Origin of the sequence: Vibrio sp. 1167, assembly GCF_033340375.1 — a bacterium.
GTDB lineage: Bacteria > Pseudomonadota > Gammaproteobacteria > Enterobacterales > Vibrionaceae > Vibrio > Vibrio alginolyticus.
On record NZ_JAWOWK010000002.1, the window covers coordinates 16,229 to 42,911 of the forward strand.

Here is a 26,683-nt window from a genome sequence, read left to right on the forward strand (position 1 = left end):
AAAAGAATTATGGGGCTCTGGTCCTCTCGCAACAATAGCTCGTGAACTCGGTCAGGTCCGGAAGGAAGCAGCCGCAGCGTGTGACTTGTGTGCCGGGATGTGGCTGGGGTCCCACCCTTTTGATGTCGTTAAAACGATAACCTGTCCCAATAAAACCATAATCTGTCCTTTTAAAATCCATAAAGTGTCCTAAGCTTACTTTGGTTGTTTTTTTACAACAAAAGGGACGCATATGTATATCCGTAATCTTCGCAAACCGTCACCTAATAAGAACATCTTTAAGTTCTCGAGTCTAAAAAACCGAGACGCTGTTATGTGTGAGGGTAGTTTGGAGAAAGACTGTTGCTATCATTTCGAGTATGATCCAGATGTAGTTCGGTACGAATCTCAGCCAGAGGGTTTCTACTATGACTTCAATGGAAAGAAGCGCCCTTACACACCCGATTTTCTAGTTACCTACCACGACGGCACCTTCGAATATATCGAAGTTAAGCCACACAAGAAGACATTATCAAAAACATTTAAACAAGAATTTTCTGCTCGTAAAGAGGCCGCCAACCGAAGAGGGGTTAGTCTTGTTTTAGTGACTGACAAGCAAATTAGAGATGGGTACTTTCTCAAGAATACTGAGCTTGTGCACCGCTATAGTGGGTGTATCGCAGGCGATGAGCTTGCAATAAAAGTATATTCCTATCTGATCGCACAGAACACTATGAAAATTAGTGATCTAGCAGACTCAATCGGAGAGTCTGTTGGTCGGGTGTTCGCTTCTGTTTTAAGACTTATTGCAGTAGGAAAAGCTGATGTTGATTTAGACATCGCTCAGTTGAGTGAAAGTACAACTGTTTCGGTGAGATGAAATGGTAGGCCGATTCCATGACGAGTTTGAGCCTGAGTACGACGAAGATTCTGATCTAAAGCATGAGTTTTTGCCCGCAGCTCAGACAGAACGTCTAAAGTACTCGAGATTACAGTCAACACAAATCATTGAGCGAGACCTCTCTTCTTATCCAGAGGAACAGAAGAACAAAGCTCTAGAAAGGTACAAATTGTTGTGCTTAGTTGCGAATGAACTTAATGGAGGTTGGACCTCTAAAAACCTTACTCCTCTAATTGAAAAACACTTCGACAAAACACGCCTTACCAAAAAACCAAGCTATAAATCACTGCAACGTTGGCATAATTCGTTTGTCGACTCGGATGGAAGTTTTACTAGCTTAGTCGATAAAAACCACCTCAAAGGTAACAGAGATGCCAGAGTTGTTGGTGATGAAAAATATTATGATGAAGCCCTGAAGATGTTTTTAGACGCAAGGCGACAGTCGATTCGCGCAGCACACGCCTTCTACTGCGATAGGATAACCGTAGCTAATGAGGCCATTGTCGCCGGAAGAATCCCGAAAGTCTCATATGAAGCATTTAAGAAGCGTATTCGTAAAGAAGAGCCATACAGCGTCGCGCTAGCTCGCCATGGTAAATACTACGCAGATAAGCTCTTTAACTATTACCAATCTGTAGAAATGCCGACTCGAATTTTGGAGCGAGTCGAAATGGATCACACCCCGTTGGATTTAATTTTATTGCATGATGATCTAATGGTCCCATTAGGTAGAGCGCATTTGACACTACTCGTGGATGTTTTTAGTGGGTGCATAATAGGCTTTCATCTTGGCTTTAAGGCTCCTAGTTATGTGTCGGCATCGAGAGCCGTTATTCATGCGACAAAAAGTAAGAGCTACATTTCTGAAATGCCTATTTCATTCAACAATGAGTGGCTTTGCGAAGGGAAAATCGAGAACTTGGTAGTCGATAACGGCGCGGAGTTTTGGTCAAAAAGCTGGGAGGATGCATGTTTGGAGGTCGGGATAAATGTCGTTTATAACAAGGTTCGGAAACCATGGTTAAAGCCATTTGTTGAGCGTAAGTTTGGTGAAATTGTTCAAGGGATTGTCGGTTGGGTGCCGGGTAAAACATTCTCCAACGTGCTGGAAAAAGAAGACTATAAGCCAGAAAAAGATGCAGTTATGCGCTTTAGTACCTTTGTAGAGGAGTTTCACCGTTGGATAGTAGACGTGCACAATGCTAATGCTGATAGTCGTTATAAAAGAATACCAAACCTTTATTGGAAACAAAGCTATGACGCTTTATCACCACTAAAACTCTTACCCGAGCAAGAGCAAGCATTTAGGGTAGTTATGGGGATTCTTCAGTATAGAAAACTGACAGATAAAGGCATTAAGTTCATGCACTTAGAATATGACTGTGTGGCGCTGTCTGATTATCGAAAAACATACCCCCAAACAAACGAGTCTTCAAAAAAGAAAATAAAAGTAGATCCAGATGATTTATCCGCTATTTATGTTTACCTCGATGAACTTCAAGGGTACGTGAAGGTTCCGAGTAAGGACCCAATGGGTTACACCGTCAGATTGAGCGTTTGCGAACATGAAAAGATTTTGGCGGCTCATAGAACCTATATAAAGGGGGAAATGGATGTGCTGTCATTAGCAAAAGCTCGACTTGCACTGCATGACCGAATCGAATCAGAACAAGCAGACTTAATGCAGTTAACTCAAACTGAGCGAAAACGAAAGGCGAAATCTACCAAGAAAGTTGCAGAAATATCGAGTGTTAATAGCGACACCCCTCATTCCAAACTAAGTGACAGAACAGCTAAACCAAACAAAAAGGTCGCAGAGTCAGAAAAAAGCTCGGATAGAACACCGCTAGAGAGCTTCAGAGCTAAATGGGACGAGCGCAGAAATCTAAGGAAATAGTTGTGACAGCAGCGAGAAGGAATTTAAATAGAGACGAAGTTTTAGCAAACTATCATGACTCATTTTCAATTTACCCAGAGGTTGAAAAAGTTCTCTCTGGACTCGAATGGATAATTAAACGCAGGAAGTTTGGCACTTTTGCGCCATCGATGCTTCTGACAGCAGGCACCGGTGCAGGTAAAACCGCCACTATTAATCACTTTATCGAGAAAAACTTATCAAGGAATGAAGTCCTTATTACTCGTGTAAGACCCTCGTTACTTGAGACTTTACTATGGATGGCCAAAGAGCTTGGCGCTTACAGAAATAGCAGAGCTAAGCCTTCAGAGATTGGATTAACGGATTGTGTGATTGAGACATCGAAAAGAGTTGGGCTTAAGTTATTAGTGATTGAGGAGTGTCAAGAGTTGTTTGAACGAACCAGTCATAACCAGAGGCAGGATATTAGAGATCGCCTCAAAATGATTAGTGATGAGTGTCATTTGCCGATAGTGTTTGTAGGACTTCATAGTGCCGGACTAATTTTAGAGGACTCTCAGTGGAACAGGCGAATTATGGTTCGACGCACACTCCCTTACATTAAGATCACAGATGAGTCCGCAATTGATAACTATTTAGATGTTTTACAAGCTCTGGAAAAGACGGTGCCTTTACCATTCAAGGTGCCGTTGACCGACGTCGATTTCGCAATGAGACTGTTATCAGCAAGCAAAGGTATACTTGGTGAAATTAAAGAGTTAATTGCAGCCGCACTAGACGTCGCTTTGGCGAAAAATAAGGACTATATTGGTGAGGAAGACTTTGCTGCTGTTTACGAGAAAATTAACGATCCGAATGATATAAATCCTTTCACTGTGCAGATAGATGCTCTAACCATAGAGCAAATAGCTTCTTATGAAAATTATGTAACTGATGCCGAGACTGGTGAACTTCGTTTTGTAAAGCAGGTTTTTAGCAAACTATCGATACAGCAACTTATTGGTTAGTGAAGCACCTTACTCAGAGTTAACTAGATGGTGTCAGTTTTTCTAGCAACACCGCCTTCTCTTCATCACTCATCTTATCAATGGCACACGCCAGTTCAGCACTCAATTCGTTCCTACAGAAAAAATAGTTCAAGGGAACATCTAACTCTTCAGCCATACGTTCGAGTGTACCAATATCTGGTACGTGTCTACCTTTCTCATAATGGTTCATTCGCCCACTAGCAGAACTTGGTTCCATGCCGATTTTCACCCCTAAATCTTTTTGGGTGATCTTGGCTTTTTTACGCGCAGCTTTGAGCCTCGCTGGGATGGGGTTGTCTTTCTGCACTTACACATTTCTTTTCAACCTTTAGATAACTTAGATTGTCTAAGTTTTACTGATTTTTGTATACTTAGCAATCCTAAGTTTTTATTGCGTGCAAGAGTCAAATGAAGAAAGTAACCAGAATTAACCCTGATATGTTTAACCTATTGATTGAAAAAGGGATGGATGATTTCTCTGTTATAGAAGCTAGGGATGCTTTGTTAAATAGTACTTCAACCTTTACGAGCAGTGACGAAGCTCGAAAGTATGTTTATAAGCAACTTCTATCACTTGAGGAGAAAGGCTGGCTTTCTGTCATTGGGACTCGCAGAGGCAAGCGTTACCATCAAACTAATGAATTTAAAGCGCTTACAATTGAGCCTCGAGCAGCTAGAAATAAGAAAGCTAAAGTTGATTCAATAACTGTTCAAACTCCGGAGTTCTCTCTAAATGCACTAGAACAAGAGAAAAAACAACATGAAGGTGAGTTAGCGATTACTCTGGGCGAGATTGAGGAATACCAATCTTTGTTAACGCGTTTTCCAAACAACAAGCATGATATGGAACCGTTATTCAATGCAGCGAGAGAGCGATCAGCTAAGCTATTGGGCAAAATCAATGCACTAACCAACTGGATGCAAGTAGCCCAAAGCAAGGCTTCCCAATGTTAAGAACATGGCAAGCTGAGTGCGTAGAGCTGGCTATCAATAAGTTTTCATCAAATCGACGCCCACATTTTTTCTGTCAAGCCACTCCTGGTGCTGGTAAAACCGTTATGGCAGCAGAGGTTGCTAAGCGTCTTTTTCAAGAAGGTATGATTGACTTAGTTCTCTGTTTCTCACCATCACTTTCGGTCGCTGAAGGGATGAAAAAGACCTTTTCATGGAAACTGGAATGTTCCTTTAATGGAGGCCTGGGCTCTTTAGGTGGGTCTTATACCTATCAATCCATCCGTTTTTTAGGTGAAAACTTCTGGAACACCGTCAGTAAATATCGGGTACTAGTCGTATTTGATGAGATCCACCATTGCTCGTTTGATGATGAGGGTAGGTCAAATTCATGGGGGTTAGAAATTGTCAGTAAGATCCAAGGTTTTGCCCGTTACACATTAGCGCTGTCGGGTACTCCTTGGCGCTCTGATCGGTTACCGATAGTTATGGCCGAGTATTCCGACCCTGATGGTATGCTCATTTGTGATTATCAATATGGCTTGCAACAGGCAGTTGTTGATGGGGTATGTCGCCAACCTAAAATTGCCTTGATAGACAACGAGCATTTGAGTATCCAGACTGGTAATAGTAATCAGCATTTTGCTTCCATTTTGGAATGCCTTAAAGAATCCGATGTTTCTTATCAAAGCGTCATTCACAATGAAGACGCTATGAACTACATATTGAATAGTGGTTGCCAAAAGCTAGCCCAAATAAGGCAAGAGTCCCCAAATGCAGGTGGTTTAGTCGTCGCTGCTTCTATCAAGCACGCTAAACATATTCAAAAGCGACTGATTGAGCGCTTTCATCAATCAGCATGCATCGTGACTTATCATCATGATAATCCGTTAAATGAAATTGAGTCTTTTCGTCACTCGAATGTTCAGTGGATAGTCAGTGTTGGAATGATCAGTGAAGGCACGGATATCCCTCGGTTGCAGGTTTGCTGCCATATGAGTTCGGTCAAAACGGAACTTTACTTTAGGCAAGTCCTTGGAAGGATATTGAGAGTTAATGATTCACCCAACCAAGAAGCATGGTTGTATACCTTCGCTGAAGAAAGTTTGGTCAAGTTCGCAGAGCGTGTAGAAGAAGATATTCCAGAATCTTGTACGTTTCTTGAAATTGAAAGGTCAGAAATTCCAACTTGCGTAAACTCCTCTTTTGAAGAGAAGTGCATTACCTCTGAACCACGAACAAATGATTTTCTACAAATTGAGTGGGCTACAGATACTTTTATAGAAAAAGCGAATAGAGATTTTTTAGCGATTGAAGAATCAGAACGCATAAAGCTTGGGGCTTTTCGAGAACGGGTGATAGCAGCCTTTGATTATGTTTAACCTCCCAAGTCTGCAATTTGTGATCGAATTACTTGTTAACCACACTATTGTTGCGTTCTTATTCTTCAATCATATGAACTTTGTTATATAATCCATCGCAATTCAGTATGGAATCAAAGTCGTATGGTCGAAAAGTTCTCCAAGTCTAAGCTTTCTGAAACAGACATCATCACCAAGTTCATCTTACCTGCCATTAAAGGTTCTGGTTGGGATGATATGACCCAAATTCGCCAAGAAGTGAAATTGCGAGACGGTAAGGTGATTGTTCGTGGCCAAGCTGCTGCCCGTCAGAAAGTAAAATCAGCCGATATCGTTCTTTATCATAAACCTAGTATGCCGCTCGCAGTGATTGAGGCAAAAGCCAATAAACACGAAGTTGGTAAAGGCATGCAACAAGGTATGGTCTACGCAGGGTTGTTAGAGGTGCCATTCGTTTTTGCTTCGAATGGTGATGGCTTCATCTTCAGAGATTTAACTAATCCCGCTCAATTAGAATCTGAAATTCGTCTAGAGGATTTCCCGTCACCTGAAGAGCTTTGGCATAAATACTGTGTTTGGAAAGGTTATAAAGAAGAGCACTTACCAATTATTACACAAGACTATTACGATGATGGTAGTGGTAAGTCACCTCGTTATTACCAACTTCAAGCGATTAACAAAACGGTTGAAGCGGTAGCATCAGGTCAAGACCGAATCTTGTTAGTCATGGCGACAGGTACGGGTAAAACCTACACGGCATTCCAGATAATTTGGCGCCTCTGGAAAGCAAAGGCTAAGAAACGGATTCTGTTCTTAGCTGACCGAAATATTCTTGTCGATCAAACCAAAACGAATGATTTTCAGCCTTTTGGTACGGCAATGACCAAGATTACAGGCCGTAAAGTCGATCCTGCTTTTGAAGTTCATCTAGCCCTTTATCAAGCACTTACTGGGTCAGAAGAAGAACAGAAAGCCTACAAGCAAGTAGACCCTAACTTCTTTGACTTAATCATTATTGATGAGTGCCACCGTGGTAGTGCTTCAGAAGACAGCGCTTGGCGTGAAATTCTTGAATACTTTAGCAGCGCGACTCAAGTCGGTTTAACGGCTACACCAAAAGAGACAGATGAAGTTTCTAACATCGAGTACTTTGGCGATCCGGTTTATACCTATTCTCTTAAAGAAGGTATTGAGGATGGATTCTTAGCTCCATATAAGGTCGTTCGTGTCGATATTGATGTGGATGTTCAAGGTTGGCGACCCACCAAAGGGCAAACCGATAAAAATGGCGAAGTAATTGAGGACCGAATCTACAACCAAAAAGATTTTGATCGCACTATGGTCATTGATGAGCGAACCGAACTTGTCGCACAAACCATTACCAATTATCTAACACGCACTGACCCAATGGCCAAAACCATCGTATTCTGTAACGATATCGATCATGCAGAGCGTATGCGTCGTGCGTTAGTAAACCTGAATCCTGAACAGGTTAAGAAGAACGATAAATACGTAATGAAGATTACGGGTGATGATGAGTTCGGTAAAGCTCAGCTAGATAACTTCATTAACCCCAAAAAGAAGTACCCTGTGATAGCGACTACATCGGAGCTAATGACGACGGGTGTTGATGCAAAAACCTGTAAGCTAGTGGTGCTTGATCAAGGTATTCAATCAATGACCAAGTTTAAGCAGATCATTGGTCGCGGTACTCGTATTGATGATCGCTATGGCAAGCTTTGGTTCACTATCTTAGATTTTAAAAAAGCGACCGAATTGTTCGCTGACGAACGTTTCGACGGAACACCAGAACGTGTGAAGGTCACGACTCCTGAGCAGTTTGAAGATCAAGACGACTTAGATGACATCATCGACGGCGTTGATGATATCGATGTTGACAACCCATTCGGTGATGAAGACATTGACCCCGATTCAATTCAAGAACCAGAGACCACCTATGGTGATGGTTTTGGTAACTCCCCTGAAAGTACAGGCGGTGCAGACGATTGGGATGATGAGAATCGAGTTCGAAAATTCCATGTGAATGGCGTTCCAGTAAAAGCCCTTGCTGAACGTGTTCAATATTATGATTCAGACGGTAAGCTTGTAACCGAGTCATTTAAAGACTACACCCGTAAAACTATGGTGAAGCAGTTCTCTTCATTAGATGACTTCACCAAACGTTGGAACGAATCTGACCGCAAGCAAGCCATTATCGATGAGCTAGCAGAAGCCGGTATTCTATGGGAAGCGCTAGAAGACGAAGTGGGCAAAGACATGGACCCATTTGATATGATTTGTCACGTTGTATATGACCAACCGCCATTGACTCGAAAAGAGCGAGCGGAGAACGTGAAAAAGCGTAACTACTTCACTAAGTACGGTGAAACCGCGCAACAAGTGTTAGATAGACTTTTAGATAAATACGCTGACAGCGGTGTTAGCGAGGTTGAAAATATTACAGTGTTGAAAGTAGCACCCTTCAACGAATTAGGCAGCATGAGTGAAATCGTTAAAAAAGGTTTTGGTGGAAAACCTAAGTACCTTGCTGCTGTGAAAGAGCTAGAAGACGCAATCTACAAATCTGCTTAGCAACTAACCAAACAATAATAAAGGTCGCGAAATGCTGGCCTTTATTGCTTTTTACGGCACTAATCAGGTCCTTATACCTGATATAATACCGCCTAATTTTAGAATACGAAAAGTAAGAAAAATATGTCTATCAGTTCAGTAATTAAATCTATTCAAGACATCATGCGTAAAGATGCGGGTGTCGACGGTGATGCACAGCGCCTTGGTCAAATGTCTTGGTTACTCTTCCTTAAAGTATTTGACGCTCAAGAAGAAGAGTTAGAGCTCGAACTGGACGACTACAAATCACCAATCCCAGAACAATATCTGTGGCGTAATTGGGCTCAAGATGCCGAAGGCATTACCGGTGAAGCGCTGCTTGAGTTCGTAAACGACGACTTGTTCTACAAACTGAAAAACCTAACGGCACCGGTTGACCTCAACCCGCGTGGCTTTGTTGTTAAAGAAGCATTTAGCGATGCGTTTAACTACATGAAAAACGGTACGCTACTGCGCCAAGTGATCAACAAGCTTAACGAAATTGACTTTACTGACTCTTCAGAGCGCCACCTATTTGGTGATATCTACGAGCAGATCTTAAAAGACCTACAAAGTGCAGGTAACGCGGGTGAGTTCTATACCCCTCGTGCTGTGACTCGTTTTATCGTTGACCGCCTAGATCCAAAGCTTGGTGAATCTATCATGGATCCTGCAACGGGTACGGGCGGTTTCCTTGCTTGTTCATTCGACCACGTTAAAAACAATTACGTGAAAACGGCATCTGATCACCAAACGCTGCAAAAGCAAATCCACGGTGTAGAGAAGAAACAGCTTCCGCACCTACTTTGTATCACTAATATGATGCTGCACGGCATTGAAGTACCCGTACAAATCAAACACGGCAATACGCTAAACAAGCCGCTTTCAAGTTGGGACAGCAACATTAATGTGATTGCGACTAACCCTCCGTTTGGTGGTACAGAAGAAGACGGCATTGAAAAGAACTTCCCAGCCGAAATGCAGACGCGTGAAACTGCCGATCTGTTCTTACAACTTATTATTGAAGTGCTTGATGAAAACAACGGTCGAGCAGGCGTAGTACTGCCAGATGGCACATTGTTTGGTGAAGGCGTTAAAACCAAAATCAAAAAGATGCTAACCGAAGAGTGTAACCTGCACACCATCGTGCGTTTACCTAATGGCGTATTTAACCCATACACAGGCATCAAAACCAACATTCTGTTCTTCACTAAAGGCAAGCCGACAAAAGAGGTGTGGTTCTACGAACATCCATACCCAGAAGGCGTTAAGAACTACAGCAAAACCAAGCCAATGAAGTTTGAAGAGTTCAAGCAAGAGCAAGACTGGTGGGGCAGCGAAGAAGACGGGTTTGCTTCTCGTGTTGAGAACAAGCACGCCTGGAAAGTCTCTATTGAAGAGATTATTGAGCGCAACTTCAACCTAGATATTAAGAACCCATATCAAGGTGAAGTGGTAAGTCACGATCCAAACGAGTTGTTAGATAGCTACCAAAAGCAGCAGCAAGAGATCTCACAGCTTCGTAATCAACTTAAAGGTATTCTAGGTGAAGCCCTGAATTCGTCTGCGGGTGGTGCTGAATAATGAGTGTAGAACAGACCTCCATGAATCAGTTGATCACTGACAATATCGACATTTGGACTTCAACCGTTAAAACCAAGTCATCCTCTGGTCGTGGCAGCAGCAAAAAGCGTGAGCTTTATGGTGTGAAGAAGCTACGTGAGCTGATCTTAGAGTTGGCAGTACGAGGTAAGCTGGTGCCCCAAGATTCAACGGATGAACCTGCTTCTGTGTTGCTTGAGCGAATTGCGACTGAAAAAGCACAGTTGGTGAAAGATAAAAAGATAAAAAAACCGAAAAAATTACCAGAGATATCAGACGAAGAAAAAAGTTTCATACTACCAGTTGGCTGGGAATGGGCTCATTTACAAGATTTGACGACATATATTCAGCGAGGGAAAGGCCCCAAGTATGCTGAGACAGGAAGTGTACAAGTAGTATCCCAAAAGTGTGTGCAAAACTCAGGATTTGATTTATCTCCTGCTCGTTATGTGACTGATGAAAGTCTTGAAAAATATCAGGATGAAAGATATTTGCAGGACAATGATATTCTTTGGAATTCAACAGGCACAGGCACTGTTGGTCGTGCAAATGTGATCACTAATATTCCTGAAAAGAGTATCGTTGCTGATTCACACGTTACTGTAATTCGACCAAACAATTGTTATAGCCGATTTTTATGGTGTTTTATTATGGCACCAGGTATTCAAGCAAGAATACAGCCAGATCATGAGAACGCCCTAGTTTCTGGCTCTACGAAGCAAGTCGAATTAAACACAAGCTCAGTTTTATCTGTAGCTGTGCCTGTAGCTCCAGTTGAAGAGCAACACCGCATTGTCGCCAAAGTCGATGAACTCATGACAGTCTGCGACCAATTAGAGCAACAAACCGAAGCCAGCATTGAAGCCCATCAGGTATTGGTAACAACGCTGTTAGACACACTTACCAACTCTGATGATGCCGACGAGCTAATGCAAAACTGGGGTCGAATCAGCGAGCACTTCGATACATTGTTCACCACCGAAGAGAGCATTGATCAGCTAAAACAAACCATTTTGCAACTGGCGGTGATGGGTAAGCTATCAAAGCCTTTAGATTCTGATACACCTGTTTCAAATCATTTGGATAGTATCCTAGAGCAACAAAAGTTAACTGCTTCAGCCAAGGAGTTTAAGCTTATAGAAGCTGAACTCGAAAGCGCCAAAGCTGAAGTTGGTGCTAACAGGGTGATGTTAAAAGCCCGATGTTTTTGTGACTTCATTACAAAGGGAACAACACCAAGTAAAACAGAGTTACTAGAAATCGGAGATGTACCTTTCTTAAAAGTTTATAACATTGTAGATAATCAATTGGACTTTGATTACAGACCAATTTTTATTTCTCAAGGTGTACATGAAGGAAAACTAAAGCGATCTATGGCAAGCCCAGGGGATGTGATAATGAACATTGTTGGACCGCCTCTAGGTAAAGTGACGATTCTTACTGATCAATATACACAATGGAATATGAATCAGGCATTAGCTGTTTTTAAACCAGTAGACGTCGTTTTCAACCGTTACCTTTATTACGTATTATCTTGTGACTTGACTCTAAACTCAGTTTTAAAAGAAGTGAAAGGGACTGCTGGGCAAGACAATCTGTCTTTAGAACAATGCCGTGATTTGCTTATTCCAGTGATTGGTATTGAAGAGCAAAAAAGGTTAGTTGAGTTAGTCGACATACTACTAGAGCAATGTAAGTTTCTAAAAACTCGCTTAAAAGAGTCTCAAACAACACAACTACACCTTACTGATGCTATTGTTGAACAGGCTGTTTAGAGCCCGAAGGATATTTTTATGTTTAAGAGAATCAAACTTACCAATTTTAAAGCGTGGCGTGAGTCAGGAGATGTCAACCTTGCCCCAGTGACTCTTTTACTTGGTGAAAACTCAACAGGGAAATCTAGCCTCTTACAAAGCCTGTTATTAATGAAACAGACGGCAACATCCCCAGATAGAACGATTCATTTAAATCTGGGGGGAGACGAGGCAAATGACTATGTGGACATGGGATCATTTGACGATCTATTAACGAAAGATCCTGAAAACAGAAAAATTTCTATTGAAATGGATGTTGATGGTAAGCAGGGTAGTAGCTTTCTTAAAGTTGACTATAAGCAGGATTCGAAGCAAAGCCCAGTAATCGATCAACTCCAACTTAGTAAGGATAGTGAGAATTGGTTTAGAGCTCAACGTTCTGACAAAGGTGCTTTTAATATTTATTTGCCAAATGAGACTCGAACTAGCCTGAAAAGTAGAGAGTATTCGCCTGAGCGTGGTGTGTCATTTTCTAAAGATGCAATTTACGATTTAGGGCCAAGTGGAAGTGACGTAGAAGATATCAGTCTGTCGGTATTAAGAGATCTTGAAGCCGTCTCTTATTTAGGTCCTCTCAGAAGCAAGCCTAGAAGAACGTATATATGGAATAGAACTCGCCCAGGAATCATCGGAGTCGATGGTAGCGAGGCCGTTTTTGCATTGTTAGCTAGTAATAATACATCAGGCAAAAAGAGCGATGGCCTAGTTGAAGCGGTATCAAAGTGGCTCAAAAAAATGCGCATCGCCGATAAGCTTGAGGTCAAACATATTGGTGCAGGTAACTACAACATACTTGTTCATCGAGATGGTGTAGCGGCAAATCTAATTGATGTTGGTACAGGTGTGTCGCAAGTGCTTCCTGTGCTTGTATTAGCATATTTCGCACCAGAAAAGTCAACGATTATCTTAGAAGAACCTGAAATCCATTTGCATCCTCTGGCTCAGTCATTACTTGCTGAGTTATTCTTGGAAGTTAGCTTAGAACGTGATGTTCAATTTATCGTTGAGACACATTCCGAGCACTTATTCAGACGTATGCAAACTTTGGTTGCAACCCAAAAGGCGCAGCCAGAACAGTGTGCACTGTATTTTGTTGAACGAAAAAATTCAGATGCGGTGTTGAAAATATTGAGTATGGATAAATATGGGCGACTTGAAGAATGGCCGAAAAACTTTTTCGGTGATGCTACTGGTGAATTGAGAAAGCAAGCTCAAGAAACGATGCAACGAATGAAAGCAGAGCGAGCGAAACAATGAGCAGACATGTAGTTGATACTAACGTACTTATTGTAGCCAGTGGAGAGCACCCTGAATCCCCCTTTCGCTCAGAAAAGCATCCAGTTGAAGACCCCCTTGAAGCAGAAAAAGTATTTGAGTGGTTAGCATCATTTGAGGCTGGAGCAGATCGGATGGTTATTGATACTGATTGGGAGATTCCCAACGAATATTCAAATAAACTGACGGAGCAAGACTATGGGCAGCGTGTGTTTTTTGACAAAATATCGAGAAATGAAGTTGACTTCGTAGATATCGAGTGGGATAGCAACCCCGCTCACACTGCCAAAGTTGCCGTTTTAAACGAGCCTTTAAAAACAGTTGTTCATGACCTCGCGGATACAAAAATGGTCGCTGCTTGTATTAAAGCAAATGAAGAACAACCAGAATGTACGATTGTTAATGCTTGTGATACCGATTGGTATGATTGGGAAACCGAATTAGTGGCTGCAGGCGTCAATGTTCATCAGCTTATTGATGATTGGAACAAAAAGAGCTGGGGAAAAAAGAAAGCAAAATGATACCTGAATTTTTCCGATTTCCTCATACTCCCCATATCGCTTGGTTAGGTGGTCGAGAACCTAGGGGTGATAAACTACTGTCACCATTAGAAGTGGAATCTTTTTTATCTTCAGAGCTAGTTGTTGAGGAGAAAGTTGATGGGGCTAATGTGGGCCTCTCAGTTGATCAGCATGGGGAATTAAGAGCACAAAATCGAGGGGCTTGGATAGATAAAGGTGTAGGTGGTCAGTTTAAGCATTTGTGGAAATGGATAAAACAATATGAGTATCAACTTAAACTAGCTCTTGATAAGGATCTAATACTTTTTGGTGAATGGTGTTATGCCGAGCACTCAATTGGTTATGAAAAGCTACCAAATTGGTTTATTGGTTTTGATCTCTATAGTCGATCAGCAGGCAAATTTTATTCTGTTAAAAGAAGGAATGAGGTTCTAGTGAATGTGGGTATCCCCATTGTTTCACCGTTGAATCAAGGTAGATTTAGTCTCAAAGACTTGAAATTGATGTTAGACCAACCGTCATATTACGGTGCTAATAAAATTGAAGGTATTTATTTGAGGAAGGATAAAGGGAACTGGCTTGAGAAACGAGCCAAATTAGTCAGGGCTGATTTTACTCAAACTATTGATGAACACTGGTCTCGTAAGCCTCTAATTCCAAACAAAATTCAGTATTAATTTAAAGTAGAGAGGGAGAGGTAATGGCAAATTTATTTTTTTCGTACTGTCATGTTGATGAAGAGCTACGAAATGAATTAGAAGTCCACCTTGCTATGCTTAAAAGACAAGGACTGATTACTACGTGGCATGATCGCCGAATTGTGGTTGGTTCTGAAATTGATCAAGATATTAGTCAAAATTTAGAAGATTCAGATGTAATTCTTCTTTTGGTAAGTGCTCATTTCTTGGCTTCAAATTATTGCTATGAAAAAGAAATGGTTAGAGCACTAGAAAAGCATGAACTCGGGGAAGCGAAAGTGATCCCTGTCATTCTACATCCGTGTGATTGGCATCATGCACCCTTTGGAAAGCTGTTGGCAACACCTACAGATGGAAAGCCGGTAACCATGTTTGCGAATCAACAAGAAGCATTCACAATTATCGCAAAACAGATCAGAGTGGCAATTGAAGAACTTCCAAGTAGTCCCATCCCCAAAAGTGTTACTAGCTTCATTAGTCCTCAACCTCCTATCAAGTCAGAAAGCGTCGCTTTACCACGTTCGAGTAATATGCGACTAAAACAAGAGTTTAGTGATCATGATAGAGATTGCTTTTTGGAAACAAGTTTTGACTACATAGCTCGTTATTTTGAAGGCTCTTTAGAAGAACTAGGTAATCGGAACCAGCAGATACAAGTTCGTTTTAAGCAAATTACCTCGACACGTTTTTGTGCTTATATTTATGAAAACGGCAGTCAGAAGAGCGTGTGTAATATTTGGTATGGTAGTGGGCACTTTGAGCGCAATACTATTTGTTATTCAAGCTCTGAGAATGATAACAGTATGAATGATTGGCTAAGTGTTGAAAATGATGGTTTTTCATTGTACTTAAAAGCTAGCGGGATGAATTTTTATCGAACAAGTGACACGGAAGAACAACTTACGCAACAAGGTGCAGCAGAATACTTTTGGTCGTCTTTTATTCATTCTCTACAGTGATCTGCTTTCATACTTATTACAGTTAAAATTTGCATTAATGGGAATATCAGCGAAACTAAAACTTAGATATTCTAAGTTTTAGTGGTGGCATGTGAAAACGGACATTCAACTTTACCCTGACGAATCGCTCGAAAGCTTCTTGTTGCGCTTATCGCAAGAGCAAGGTTACGAGCGATTTTCTCATTTCGCCGAAGATATTTGGTTCGACACGATGGATCAGCATGAGGCGGTGGCTGGTGCTTTCCCCTTAGAGCTCAAGCGAGTCAATATCTACCACGCTCAAACCACAAGCCAAATGCGGGTTCGAGTGCTTATCCATCTTGAGAACCAATTAAAGCTCAACAACTTTGGTGTACTGCGTCTAGCATTATCACATTCAAAAGCTCAATTCTCTCCTCAATACAAAGCGGTACATAGATTCGGTTTTGATTACCCTCATGCTTTTCTTCGCAAACGCTTCACGCCAATTTGCCCTCTGTGTATTGACGAAGCCCCTTACATTCGCCAGCAGTGGCAATTTATCTCTCACCAAGCCTGTGAACACCATGGCTGTAGACTGGTTCATCATTGCCCCGAGTGTAAGTCGAGACTTGAATATCAAAGTCTCGAGAGTATTAGCCAATGTGAATGTGGTTTTGAACTGCGAAATTCGCCCGTAGAGGATGCCCCAGAGGCTGAGATATTGGTCGCTCGATGGTTGTCAGGAAATGATTCAAAACCCTTGGGATTGTTAACAGGAGAAATGATGTTATCTGAGCGCTATGGCTTTTTACTTTGGTATATAAATCGTTATGGTGATATCGATGATCTCAGTTTTGAGTCATTCGTTGAATACTGTAGCGCTTGGCCAACGGCGCTATGGCAAGACCTCGATACCTTGAAAGAGAAGGCAGAACTTGTTCGAGTAAAAGATTGGAAGAAGGTGTTTTTCAATGAAGCCTTTGGCGCTCTGCTTAAAGATTGTCGTCAGTTACCTAGTCGGCAGTTGAGTCACAATATCGTGCTTGCACAGGTGTTAGCTTACTTTACTCAGCTTATGGCAACAGTACCTTCAACCGCAAAAGGAAATATCGGTGATGTACTGCTCAGCCCCTTAGATGCTTCTACATTGCTCTCTTGTACAACAGATGAAGTATATCGGTTGTATGAGTTTGGTGAGATCAAAGCCGCTATTAGGCCGCGAATGCATACAAAGATAGCGAGTCATGAATCAGCGTTTACTCTGAGAAGTGTCATCGAAACAAAGCTGACTCGAATGAGCTCTGAAAGTGATGGTTTAAGTGTATATCTGCCTGAGTGGTAATTATGACGAAATTAAGTGACTTATTAGCAATTGAAGACGAAGCAGTAAAGCAGGTTACGCTAAAGAAGATGTTCATGCCTTATACAGAAGATGTCTGTGTTGAAGGGTGTGAAAAAGAGGCATTAACGATCTTGCTCAATCTCAGTTCAAGCCATCAAGCGGATAGATGCTCGGATTGGTTGGATTTAGCTCGTGCTAAAAGGCATTTAAAAGCGGCTGAGAACTTAGAAGCGTCCCTTGATGAAATTAAATGGTTCCACACTCATAATCTCAAGTTTCCAGACTGTCGAGTTAAAGATCAGCGGATAGTTGCACAGGCTCTTACGACAACCGAGGTATTCATTTCAAGCGGAGTATTAGAGCAGCGCTTGGGGTGGGCGCATAACTCTGCGGTATATCGTCACACATTGTGGTTATTGAATCCTTTTAGTTGGCAATCACAGCCCGTATGCATCCTTTCACTTATCAAGCAAGAAAGCTCCATTTGGATTGAGTTGCTCAAAGAATTCGGTCTAAGTGCTAAGTCACTTGCTCGCTTAAAACATACAATTGAAGAGCAGCTCCCTGATAATCATTTTCCCGATAACGTCAGTTCTTACAGTAAGCAGCTACGGTTTCCATGGGGGGATAATTATATTTCGTTGACCCCAGTGGTCAGCCATGCCATTCAGAGCGAGTTAGAAGTGAGATCGAGAAATCGAGAAAGTAAGCTTAGCTTTGTGTCTTCGTCACTGCCGAACTCGGCAAGTATCGGGAACTTGTGTGGCAGTTTAGGTGGGAATATGAAAGCCCTAAACTACCCGCTAGACGTCAAACCAGCGAGAGGTGGAACGTTACCTGAAAGTCGAAAAAAGAGTGGTCACTACTTTGATGACTATCAGGTAACTAATACCAAAGTTTGTCAGGTTTTAAATCATCTAATTGGTTCAGAGCCATCAAAAACACAGAAGCAAAGAGAGAGCGCTCGTAAGGTTAGAAGTAAGATATTGCGAAAGCAGATAGCGTTGTGGATGCTGCCATTAATTGAATTAAGAGATATCGTTGACGCTGACCCCAACCAGCAGCAATTGGAACATGATGACACTTTAGCTCAAGCCTTTTTGACCCAACCAGAATCGGATCTGGGCTCCTTAGCCAGTGAGTTTAACCGTCACTTGCATCTCACGTTTCAGAATAATAAGTATGCCGCCAAGTTTGCCTATCACCCTAAGCTTATGCAGCTCGTTAAAGCCCAAATTGTATGGATTCTCGAACAGCTCAGTAAACCTACTGGTAATGCAGATAAGGTAACGGGCGAGCAGTATATCTATTTGTCATCAATGAAAGTGCAAGATGCTGTCGCAATGAGCAGCCCTTATTTGTGTGGTGCTCCTTCTTTGACGGCTATTTGGGGCTTTATGCACCGTTATCAAAGGGAGTTCAATAAGCTAGTTAATTGTAATTCCCTGTTTGAATTTTCGAGTTTCTCTTTTTATGTTCGAAGCGAGAAGATTCAACCGACAGCGAAGCTTACCGAACCTAACTCGGTCGCTAAAGCGCGAACGGTTTCAAACGCGAAGCGACCAACTATTCGTAGTGAACGATTGGCGGACCTAGAAATAGACTTAGTTATCAGAGTCCACAGTGACAGCCGAATTTCAGATTTTAAGGCAGCGCTTAAAACGGCACTTCCCGTTGCTTTCGCTGGAGGGGCATTATACCAACCACAGTTATCGACACAGGTTGAGTGGCTGAAGACGTTTACCAGCAGGAGCGAGCTTTTCCATGTCATAAAAGGGTTACCAGCATACGGGCGATGGTTATACCCAAGTGAGAGCCAGCCGAGTAACTTTGATGAACTAGAGCGTTTAATAACGAAAGACGCCGATAATTTGCCAGTTTCTATTGGTTACCATTTGTTAGAATGTCCAACTAAACGGTGCAACTCAATCACCGATTGTCACGCCTATGCAGAGAATGCGATAGGGCTTGCTAAGAAAGTGAATCCGATAGAAGTACGTTTTAGTGGAAGAGATCACTTTTTCAACCATGCCTTTTGGTCGATAGAATGCAGTAGCGAAACTATTCTTATAAAAAACTATAGGGATTAATCGTTTATGGAACTTTGCACTCAGCTGAACTACGTTCGATCACTCTCTGCTGGCAAAGCATATTTCTACTATCTATCTAAAAGTGGTGAGATGTGCCCCCTTGAAATTGATAGAACTAGGTTGCGCGCACCAAAAGGTGGTTATGCAGAAGCATATAAAGGGAGTAAGTTCGTAGAAAAGAATGTTGCTCCACAAGATTTAGCTTACTCCAATCCTCAGTTCATCGAAGAGTGTTATGTAAAACCTGGTGTTGATGATATCTACTGCGCATTTCCCCTTCGAATTCGAGCCAACTCTCTAACTCCAGATACCTGTAGTGATGACGAAGTGCGCTCTAAACTTTCGTTACTGGCTAACACTTATAAAGAGCTCAATGGGTATCAGGAGCTCGCACATAGATACGCGAAGAATATACTGCTTGGTACTTGGCTTTGGAGAAACAGAGAGTGTCGACAATTGTCGATAGAAGTGACCACCAGTGATTCACAAACCTTGATTGAAGAAAACGCAACAAGGCTTTCTTGGTATGGTCATTGGGATGAAGCTTCAGCAGAATGCCTAGAAAAACTTACAGCTTATTTGATGCGAGCCCTATCTGACCCGACCGAATATTTCTACATGGATGTCAAAGCTAAAATTGGAGTTGGTTGGGGGGATGAGGTTTACCCAAGCCAAGAGTTCTTGGATGATCAAGAAAATGGTGCTCCTACTAAGCAGTTAGCTACCGTAGAATTATTGAACGGAAAAGAAACTGCTGCTTTTCATGGTCAGAAAATTGGTGCAGCGTTGCAATCGATTGACGATTGGTGGCATGAAGAAGCAGATAAGCCATTAAGAGTGAATGAGTATGGAGCTGACCGAGAGTACGTTATAGCAAGGCGACATGTTTCCTATGGAAATGACTTTTACCAGTTAGTCAGAAATACAGAGAATTGGATTGAGACAATGACAGCTTCTCAGACCATCCCAAATGACGTGCACTTTATTATGTCGGTCTTGATCAAGGGTGGTCTCTTCAATTGTTCCAAAGCGAAGTAAGGATGGTTATGACGAAGCGTTACTACTTCTGTATACGTTATACCCCTGTTCAAGCCGACTATGAGCTGTTAGCAGGGCGTTGTATCTCTCAAATGCACTTGTTTATGGTCAATAACCGACAATCCATCAATAAAATAGGCGTGAGTTTTCCCGACTGGAGTGATGTTACGGTTGGTCAAACCATCGCCTTTGTGGCTGAAGATAAAGAGATGATGATTGGACTCTCTTTTCAGCCCTATTTTTCTTTGATGGTAAATGAAGGTCTGTTTGAGATTTCTAGTGTTTGTGAAGTGCCAGATAATGCGATAGAGGTGAGGTTTACCCGCAATCAAACGATTGGGAAAAGCTTTTTAGGTTCTAAGAAACGCAGAATTAAACGTAGCATGGCGAGAGCCGAACTATCTGGTGTTGAACCATCGTTACCAGCTACTAATGAAGAGCGTGTCGTCGATAGCTTCCATCGAATACCAATCTCCAGCGCTTCATCTGGGGAAGATTATATTTTGTTTTTACAAAAGGAGCTTGTCGGTGAGCGTGGTGCTGCAAACTTTAATAGCTATGGCTTAGCCACCAATCAAGAAAGAAAAGGCACAGTACCTGAATTACGTTTTTGACCCTCTTTCTAAAGCTGTTTTTTAGAGAAATAAAAACAATCACTTACAGAAGTACGAAGAAAAAGGGTATTTTGATGAATTGTGACTTTAAGCACGCAGAATCAGATGGTTAGAGACTATATTCTACAGTGTCCTGCCGCATAGGCAGCTAAGAATATTTGAGAAAGTGCAGTGGCAAAACACCGACCGTGTCCTGCCGCATAGGCAGCTAAGAATTTGCAACAAATGCAATTGCACTCAGCAGATCAGTGTCCTGCCGCATAGGCAGCTAGGAATAGGTCAGGAAGAAAGCAACCGACCTGCTGAACAAGCAGTTAATAAAAACCATCGAGTTTAGGCTTGATGGTTTTTTGTTTATTAGTGTCATGTCAGTTAGGGGAATCAAAAGTTTGTCATACAAACAAGGTCTGACAATTAAAGCTTTTCTGAGCTGTCGTTATTCATTCAGTGTGTTTTCGCTAGACGATTTCGATGGGCAATTCCAGAATCGAAATATCATAATCTGACTTTTTCTTACTCATTCAAACTTTGTGGCTCATCAGAGAACTGGATTATTTGATAGCCTTTGTTAACGCTTTTACTCTGGTATATTGGTTGGGAAGGTAGTGATGAGTGAGGGTTTTGAGTTATTTTTGCACAGACTGAAGTGTGAGAACGAGGAAAGGCGTCAAGGTTGATAAGTTACTCTTTACGCTCAAGTTATAGTGATGACATCGCAACCTCGCTTGTGTGATTTGATTCACAACTTTGAGTGCGAGATAAATCTATAGAAAAGTGAAAAACACACGCGATTAAACCAATTTACTGGCTGGTTTAGTTATATTGTCTGGGTCTAATGTCTTTTAAGTCCGTACTTCAATCGTAGTAACTATTCATTTCCACATTACCTATTCAAACCGCTCAGGGATAAAATAGTTAGATCTAAAAAAGTACTAGGTCGACTATGAATCAAGAACTACCCCTAGACAACCTTAACATCACTTCAAAACCCTGCTCTCGAATTGGTTGGATAGTGGAAGTTCATCCAGAGAAGAATCGAGTAAAAGTAGATTTTGAGAATAACCCATTTTCTCAACCAATTTGGGCATCATTAGGCCGTGCTTTTACTCGGTCAGAAATTTTTATGGCCATCGATAATAAACTCGATTGCCGTATCTCTTTTCTATCCGAAGACCTCACCATTCCAACATTAGTTGATATCTACATGTCTTTGCTGGAAGAACAAGAGCTTGTTGTTAAAGCAAAGAAAATAACACTTCATGCAGAGGAAGAAGTGCTTATTGGTTCAGGCGAGACACAAACTAAATTTAGTGGGACGGATGGGCGTATTACTACAACGGCTAAGCATGTAAGTAGTAGTGCTGAAAAAATTCAGAAGATTCAGGGCTCTAAAGTAAAGCTCAACTAATCCACTTAATCCTGAGTAGATCATATTATGGCAGTAACAATAAGTGCAAATGGACTCAGTGTTGTCCATAAAGGTTCGGGCGGCGAAGCAAACGCAACACTGCCAGATGTCTGTCTAACAAAAGTGGGGAAGCCCATCGTGCCTATCCCTTACGGTAATAATGCTAAATCATCTGATTTAGCTGGCGGTTCAACAACGGTTACCGCTGACGGTGGGAATAGCATTGCATTAAAAGGCAGCACATTTGCAAAAAGTACTGGCGATGCAGCAGGTGATAAAAAAGGCGTCGCCTCGGGTACTATCGAGGCGGAAGCAAAATTCATTTCAGCTTCTCCCGATGTCCTGATTGAAGGAAAAGGCGTCGCTCGCCTCTCTGATCAGATGACAATGAACAAAGCTAACACAATGTGTTTGGGTGGCGTTCAAAACCCTGCTGTTAGCGTGACAGAAGATGAAGAAGGGACTTACACGGTTTACGTGAAAGCTCGCTATCCTGACGGCATTCTGCTCAAAGATGCTGACTTTGATATTACCGACCCATCAGGAAGCGTGTTAACGAGCGGGCACTTTGATGACTCTGGAAAAAGCACAGTCTCTGGTTTAAAACCGGGACAAATTAAGATTCTGGCTAAAGAAAGCACGAATACGTTCGTTCCTAAAGTTGTGCGAATTGATAACCCACATTATTTGATGACGCAAACTGACGAAGATTTTTTCGATAGAGCATCTCAAGGTCAGCAAACATTTTGGCACCCCTACCGTATAGCTCCTCCCTCTGAAGGATGGGGAGCAATGGGGACAAGTCTAACTGCCGATCGTTATTTTTTAGACATTGTCGATTTAGAGGTCAAAACACATTTTCTCCAGCGTCATCCAGACTTTTCATTCAGCATTCTTGCTGAAGCCTTAGTGGCAGGGATTGAAAGCATGTCTGAAGAGAGTATGGATCGTGTTCTTTCTCTTGGTTTACCCTTGGTTCTAGAGGAAGGTGAATTGCTTTCGGTTCTGTTCCGTTTACCAAAACATGAAACAGCAGATCGAATGCTGGCATACATGCGAGCAAGAGGGAAAGGGAACCCACAAACGTTCTTACAAGAATACGATTGGCAAAGTGCAAAGCAAGCGCTTAGTAGTCAGCTTGAAGCGGTACTTTCAAAAGTCAAAGGGCGTCTCGAATCACTTAGCTCTGAGGCTAGCCGATTAAACTACCTGTATCTCTCGTCAGATATCTATGACGCGCACGTAAGTACGATAAATACCTACTCGAAAAAACTGTCCGATAACCTTTCAAGCGCGTTTGAGCGTCTTCAAACCAAAGCGGAAAGCTTGATGAATGATACCTCTGAAGTTTCTGTCATTCAGGCACCGGATAACGTGTATTCAGCAGAGGCAGGGAATATTGAAGTTGTCATAAATGCGATTTTAAAAATCGACTTAGAAGAGCAGAAGTGGGTTAAAGTCCAGCTCTTTTATGATGACCTATGGCAGACCCCTTTCCTTGCTGACAATATACGCATACAGACGAATTCAGTCGTACATGCTGAACAGGTAGCACTCAACAAGCTGCCAAATAAGAGTACCGTCTCTGATAGCGCTATTCATGCTATAGAGAGTAGTGAGAAGCAAGGTGGAGTAGCTGCTTTTGATGATCTGAAGCCGAATACTGACCTCGTTACTGTTGAGATAATTGGTGAGCCCGGAATAGAGCGTCAGATTAAGGACACACGAGAGCTCATCGAACGCCGTCTAGACAGCGTTTATGTCCAAGTCTGCAAAGCAATGCAACCCTTCGCTTTACAGTGGCAAACGCGTGGTGTTGCAAGTTTGGCAGACGGTATTGATGATGGCATTGTTGACTGGGGCAAAGACTTCACAGACATGTTTAGTCAAGATTTCTGGAGTAGCTTTGGTAATACTGTTTGGGATGCTGGCGCATCAGTGTTAGATACAGGTGCTGTCTATGCTGCTGAAGCCCACAATTTCATAAAGCAGTCCCTTGAAGATCAAGTAAGAGCAGGGGCAGGATGGTATTTGTCGAATACAACAAAACCTGTAAATGAATTGTCATTCGACGATGTGACTGACTTGCTCGGAAAGGCACTTGAAGATGGTGTGGAATCCCTGAGTGACCTGATGTTAGATAATGGTGAGCGGTTAAAAGAAAAACTAATAGAGTTTTATGATGGCGCGGAGGATGCTGTTGAACGTGCTCGGTTGATTGCCAAATATCATGAAGAGATTATTGCGCTTCCGAAGTATATTGCCGAAAACGATGCGAGAGCACTTCAAACATTTATTGACACAGCCTTAAGAGAGATAGCTCCTGAGTGGGCGAAAGAAATTGATGATACGGGCGCTTTACCGAAAGCCATGGCAGTAATGCGAGATCCTTCATCAGCAATAACTTACAGTGCTTACGTTGTCCTGATATTGGATGCGATCCCACCAAACTTTTATACCTATTACGGCGGTAAGCTAGGTATCTACGTATTGCTAGAAGTCGTTCTGAACCTCGTGTTAGGGTTATTTACTCTAGGTGCAGGTGTCGCAGCTAGAGCTACTTCCACTGCCGCGAGGCTCGTAGTTAAGGGGAAACGTGCTAAACAAATCGCCGGAGCTCAAAAAGCACTCGATACTTTTGGTGAGACCTTGGATGAAATGAGCAAAATCATGGGAGATCTGGAAGGCTTAGCGGACAAATTGGCTAAACGTAAAGGGGACACAATCAAAGGCCGAGCAAACATGACGCTGTCAAAAGAAGTTGAGAGTAAAAAGCGAAAAGGCAAGTGTACAGTGTGTAAAAGCAGCAAACACCGTACTCCAAAGCTTTATCGTGGTGAGCTAGAAAGGAAATAAAATGAGTGAAGAAATAAGAGGAAACTTAGAAAAAAATCCTAAAGAAAAAGTTAATGGTAAGAAGGTACCTGACTACCGAGAAGAATGGATTAAAAGTGCGAATAAGTATAATAAGAAAAAAGCACATCCATTTTGTAATGGCATTCAGATGGATACTCACCACCTCATATCAGGGAAGGCACTAAGTGAAATTGACAAAGATATGCAAGAAGCTCTTATAGATAAGGGTTATAATATAAATAGCTTATCAAACCTTGTTGGTTTACCATCCAGCTACAAAGGGGCTTGCCACCTTGGTATCCAAGTTCACAGGACAGGGCATACGTTTAAAAGTAATCAATTTTCAGAGATAAAAGCATCCAATTACCATAGTGAAGTGATCGACTATTTAGTCGACATAGCTCAAGATATTTATCTTTGTTATGGCACCACCGAAGTCGTAGAGCCGAAAAGAGAGATCCATAAAAAACACATGGATCCGATCAGTGAGAAACTATTAAAAAGGATTTTGAACTTTAGCTTGCCACTGACAAAGGTTAGTGAGCATTTTAATAAGAAAAACAAAATCTATATTGGGTGCGCAAACAGTGAGAAAGTAGGCGAGCTATCAAAATCTATAACTCCTTGTGAGAATGGAAAGAATGGTCACAGGGGGGAGTGGGATGAATTCAAAGGCTATACTCCAGAAGTTCAAATATCTTTTGGAACAAGTTGGTCACCAAAGAGGGGAATATGAATAGTTACGAAGAACAATACTACAAGGTATTTGAAATCCCATTTCGAGATACTTATCTTCATTTAAAAGCATCATTGGATACAGGACGTCGCCGTTACAGCTTCACTAAACTAGATTTTGGTGATGGCCCTATATTCTTTACTAATGCAGAAAAAGGTGATATGCCTTTCATTGTAAGTGACTTTAATCTCCACAGTTTTTTTCCTGTAGTATCTAAGGAGATTGCAGATAAATTACTGCCGCTCAATATAAATGGCTTCCAATTGTTCCCTGCTGTTTTGATTGGTGATGATGAAGAGTGGCATGAAGATTTTTTCTTCTTTAATGCGTATGAAAACCTTGACTGTATTGATTTCGAGCGTAGTGAGATACTCGACTACTCCCCTGACGACAGTAGGCATGAGGTCATAAAGTATAAGTTCAAGAATGAAGTGTTAGATGCGATCCCACAAGAAAATCGTCTAATTATACGACCTCATAAAGTAGCAGGAGGCGGGTTGTTAATTCATGAAAGCATAGTTAATAAAATCAACAAGTACGTCAAAGACTCTGAGTTTAAATTCTTTAAATTGAGTGATTATAAGTTAGGTGATAAGTATAAATAACGCGCTCTTTTTATAAGATTGGCAACTACATATAATCAGATAATATGAGAAATTAAAGCATATTAGTGATAAAGGGGGATGTTTTTATTTCCCCCTAAATTCTTCTGCACTCATCACCGGTTTGATAGAGAACGCATCCAATAGTGTAACGAGATGAACACTTACTGCCACTGTTTTAGAAACCACATTTTGACTGCTTCTAGTGTTGTGTAACTTTCTTACACCTAACCTCTGTGTTTTTGTTGAAGCAGACCAAAAGGACATGTTATGGTTTTAAATCTTGACAAATTATGGTTTCAATCGATATGTAACTTGTTGAGTTTAAACTATGTGGTTGGACGCATTATGGTTTTAGCGACATTTGAAAGCCCTGCGTTATCGCAGGGCTTTTTTCGTTTTTGAGCCTTCTTTTATTTTGGCTACGCTTGGTGTTCAACGTCTTCTGATGATCAAGCTTC

Annotated in this window: 21 protein-coding genes and 1 other RNA gene; 21 read left to right on the top strand and 1 reads right to left on the bottom strand. The window is 41.7% G+C overall.

Annotated features, from left to right (window positions below):
* Positions 1-15 precede the first annotated feature (15 nt).
* The 4 genes from ffs (at position 16) to R7Z78_RS03505 (ending at position 3,763) form a co-directional block, all read left to right on the top strand.
* Positions 16-112: signal recognition particle sRNA small type (gene ffs, locus R7Z78_RS03490), an RNA gene on the top strand.
* A gap of 120 nt (positions 113-232) precedes the next feature.
* Positions 233-859, top strand: a complete 627-nt coding sequence (locus tag R7Z78_RS03495) for a TnsA endonuclease N-terminal domain-containing protein (RefSeq protein WP_169644450.1) — start codon at positions 233-235, stop codon at positions 857-859.
* Between the two features lies 1 nt (position 860).
* Positions 861-2,777, top strand: a complete 1,917-nt coding sequence (locus R7Z78_RS03500; protein ID WP_169644452.1) for an integrase catalytic domain-containing protein — start codon at positions 861-863, stop codon at positions 2,775-2,777.
* Between the two features lie 2 nt (positions 2,778-2,779).
* Positions 2,780-3,763, top strand: coding sequence for a TniB family NTP-binding protein (locus R7Z78_RS03505; protein ID WP_038875871.1), 984 nt, complete (start codon positions 2,780-2,782; stop codon positions 3,761-3,763).
* Between the two features lie 19 nt (positions 3,764-3,782).
* On the opposite strand, the gene R7Z78_RS03510 is transcribed toward R7Z78_RS03505, so the two are convergent.
* Entirely contained in the window at positions 3,783-4,091 is a 309-nt protein-coding gene (locus R7Z78_RS03510; protein WP_045419487.1) for a helix-turn-helix domain-containing protein, read from the bottom strand.
* A gap of 101 nt (positions 4,092-4,192) precedes the next feature.
* Here R7Z78_RS03510 and R7Z78_RS03515 point away from each other — a divergent pair, with 101 nt between their 5' ends.
* From R7Z78_RS03515 to R7Z78_RS03595, 17 genes are all read left to right on the top strand, one after another.
* Positions 4,193-4,738: a hypothetical protein gene (locus R7Z78_RS03515; protein WP_049535808.1), complete on the top strand. Its 546-nt coding sequence runs from the start codon at positions 4,193-4,195 to the stop codon at positions 4,736-4,738.
* The gene (locus tag R7Z78_RS03520) at positions 4,732-6,117 is read left to right on the top strand and encodes a DEAD/DEAH box helicase (protein WP_169644453.1); all 1,386 of its coding nucleotides are present in this window, start codon (positions 4,732-4,734) and stop codon (positions 6,115-6,117) included. The genes R7Z78_RS03515 and R7Z78_RS03520 overlap by 7 nt, the downstream gene beginning before the upstream one ends.
* 123 nt (positions 6,118-6,240) lie before the next feature.
* The gene (gene hsdR / locus R7Z78_RS03525) at positions 6,241-8,688 is read left to right on the top strand and encodes an EcoAI/FtnUII family type I restriction enzme subunit R (protein WP_169644454.1); all 2,448 of its coding nucleotides are present in this window, start codon (positions 6,241-6,243) and stop codon (positions 8,686-8,688) included.
* 123 nt (positions 8,689-8,811) lie between these two features.
* Complete coding sequence (locus R7Z78_RS03530; RefSeq protein WP_169644455.1) at positions 8,812-10,290, top strand: N-6 DNA methylase; 1,479 nt, start codon at positions 8,812-8,814, stop codon at positions 10,288-10,290.
* Positions 10,290-12,083 (top strand): restriction endonuclease subunit S, encoded by a 1,794-nt coding sequence (locus R7Z78_RS03535; protein ID WP_169644457.1) that lies wholly within the window; start codon positions 10,290-10,292, stop codon positions 12,081-12,083. Before R7Z78_RS03530 ends, R7Z78_RS03535 begins: the two co-directional genes overlap by 1 nt.
* Before the next feature lie 18 nt (positions 12,084-12,101).
* Positions 12,102-13,379, top strand: a complete 1,278-nt coding sequence (locus tag R7Z78_RS03540; RefSeq protein ID WP_169644458.1) for a DUF3696 domain-containing protein — start codon at positions 12,102-12,104, stop codon at positions 13,377-13,379.
* A complete protein-coding gene (locus R7Z78_RS03545; RefSeq protein WP_169644459.1) occupies positions 13,376-13,918 on the top strand; it encodes a hypothetical protein in 543 nt (180 codons plus the stop codon). The genes R7Z78_RS03540 and R7Z78_RS03545 overlap by 4 nt, the downstream gene beginning before the upstream one ends.
* Positions 13,879-14,595 (top strand): RNA ligase family protein, encoded by a 717-nt coding sequence (locus R7Z78_RS03550; protein ID WP_252044901.1) that lies wholly within the window; start codon positions 13,879-13,881, stop codon positions 14,593-14,595. The genes R7Z78_RS03545 and R7Z78_RS03550 overlap by 40 nt, the downstream gene beginning before the upstream one ends.
* A 23-nt stretch (positions 14,596-14,618) precedes the next feature.
* Complete coding sequence (locus R7Z78_RS03555) at positions 14,619-15,575, top strand: toll/interleukin-1 receptor domain-containing protein (protein WP_169644460.1); 957 nt, start codon at positions 14,619-14,621, stop codon at positions 15,573-15,575.
* 91 nt (positions 15,576-15,666) lie between these two features.
* A complete protein-coding gene (locus tag R7Z78_RS03560) occupies positions 15,667-16,878 on the top strand; it encodes a TniQ family protein (protein ID WP_169644461.1) in 1,212 nt (403 codons plus the stop codon).
* A 2-nt stretch (positions 16,879-16,880) separates the two neighbouring features.
* Positions 16,881-18,968: a type I-F CRISPR-associated protein Csy2 gene (locus R7Z78_RS03565; RefSeq protein ID WP_169644462.1), complete on the top strand. Its 2,088-nt coding sequence runs from the start codon at positions 16,881-16,883 to the stop codon at positions 18,966-18,968.
* A 6-nt stretch (positions 18,969-18,974) separates the two neighbouring features.
* The gene (gene csy3 / locus R7Z78_RS03570; RefSeq protein WP_169644464.1) at positions 18,975-20,006 is read left to right on the top strand and encodes a type I-F CRISPR-associated protein Csy3; all 1,032 of its coding nucleotides are present in this window, start codon (positions 18,975-18,977) and stop codon (positions 20,004-20,006) included.
* Between the two features lie 8 nt (positions 20,007-20,014).
* A complete protein-coding gene (gene cas6f, locus R7Z78_RS03575; protein ID WP_169644465.1) occupies positions 20,015-20,620 on the top strand; it encodes a type I-F CRISPR-associated endoribonuclease Cas6/Csy4 in 606 nt (201 codons plus the stop codon).
* 943 nt (positions 20,621-21,563) lie between these two features.
* Positions 21,564-22,028: a hypothetical protein gene (locus R7Z78_RS03580; protein ID WP_169644466.1), complete on the top strand. Its 465-nt coding sequence runs from the start codon at positions 21,564-21,566 to the stop codon at positions 22,026-22,028.
* Positions 22,029-22,055: 27 nt separating this feature from the next.
* Entirely contained in the window at positions 22,056-24,884 is a 2,829-nt protein-coding gene (locus tag R7Z78_RS03585; protein ID WP_169644468.1) for a DUF4150 domain-containing protein, read from the top strand.
* Position 24,885: 1 nt separating this feature from the next.
* Positions 24,886-25,620, top strand: coding sequence for an AHH domain-containing protein (locus R7Z78_RS03590; protein WP_169644469.1), 735 nt, complete (start codon positions 24,886-24,888; stop codon positions 25,618-25,620).
* Positions 25,617-26,225 carry an imm11 family protein gene (locus R7Z78_RS03595; RefSeq protein ID WP_104040164.1) on the top strand — a complete coding sequence of 203 codons (609 nt, stop codon included), beginning with the start codon at positions 25,617-25,619 and terminating at the stop codon, positions 26,223-26,225. The genes R7Z78_RS03590 and R7Z78_RS03595 overlap by 4 nt, the downstream gene beginning before the upstream one ends.
* Positions 26,226-26,683: the final 458 nt, after the last annotated feature.

What these genes read in the sequence shown, in the direction of transcription:
- R7Z78_RS03495 (WP_169644450.1), top strand. Translation starts at nt 233, where the DNA reads ATGTATATCCGTAATCTTCGCAAACCGTCACCTAATAAGAACATCTTT.
- R7Z78_RS03500 (WP_169644452.1), top strand. Translation starts at nt 861, where the DNA reads ATGGTAGGCCGATTCCATGACGAGTTTGAGCCTGAGTACGACGAAGAT.
- R7Z78_RS03515 (WP_049535808.1), top strand. Translation starts at nt 4,193, where the DNA reads ATGAAGAAAGTAACCAGAATTAACCCTGATATGTTTAACCTATTGATT.
- R7Z78_RS03520 (WP_169644453.1), top strand. Translation starts at nt 4,732, where the DNA reads ATGTTAAGAACATGGCAAGCTGAGTGCGTAGAGCTGGCTATCAATAAG.
- hsdR (WP_169644454.1), top strand. Translation starts at nt 6,241, where the DNA reads ATGGTCGAAAAGTTCTCCAAGTCTAAGCTTTCTGAAACAGACATCATC.
- R7Z78_RS03530 (WP_169644455.1), top strand. Translation starts at nt 8,812, where the DNA reads ATGTCTATCAGTTCAGTAATTAAATCTATTCAAGACATCATGCGTAAA.
- R7Z78_RS03535 (WP_169644457.1), top strand. Translation starts at nt 10,290, where the DNA reads ATGAGTGTAGAACAGACCTCCATGAATCAGTTGATCACTGACAATATC.
- R7Z78_RS03540 (WP_169644458.1), top strand. Translation starts at nt 12,102, where the DNA reads ATGTTTAAGAGAATCAAACTTACCAATTTTAAAGCGTGGCGTGAGTCA.
- R7Z78_RS03545 (WP_169644459.1), top strand. Translation starts at nt 13,376, where the DNA reads ATGAGCAGACATGTAGTTGATACTAACGTACTTATTGTAGCCAGTGGA.
- R7Z78_RS03555 (WP_169644460.1), top strand. Translation starts at nt 14,619, where the DNA reads ATGGCAAATTTATTTTTTTCGTACTGTCATGTTGATGAAGAGCTACGA.
- R7Z78_RS03565 (WP_169644462.1), top strand. Translation starts at nt 16,881, where the DNA reads ATGACGAAATTAAGTGACTTATTAGCAATTGAAGACGAAGCAGTAAAG.
- csy3 (WP_169644464.1), top strand. Translation starts at nt 18,975, where the DNA reads ATGGAACTTTGCACTCAGCTGAACTACGTTCGATCACTCTCTGCTGGC.
- cas6f (WP_169644465.1), top strand. Translation starts at nt 20,015, where the DNA reads ATGACGAAGCGTTACTACTTCTGTATACGTTATACCCCTGTTCAAGCC.
- R7Z78_RS03580 (WP_169644466.1), top strand. Translation starts at nt 21,564, where the DNA reads ATGAATCAAGAACTACCCCTAGACAACCTTAACATCACTTCAAAACCC.
- R7Z78_RS03585 (WP_169644468.1), top strand. Translation starts at nt 22,056, where the DNA reads ATGGCAGTAACAATAAGTGCAAATGGACTCAGTGTTGTCCATAAAGGT.
- R7Z78_RS03590 (WP_169644469.1), top strand. Translation starts at nt 24,886, where the DNA reads ATGAGTGAAGAAATAAGAGGAAACTTAGAAAAAAATCCTAAAGAAAAA.
- R7Z78_RS03595 (WP_104040164.1), top strand. Translation starts at nt 25,617, where the DNA reads ATGAATAGTTACGAAGAACAATACTACAAGGTATTTGAAATCCCATTT.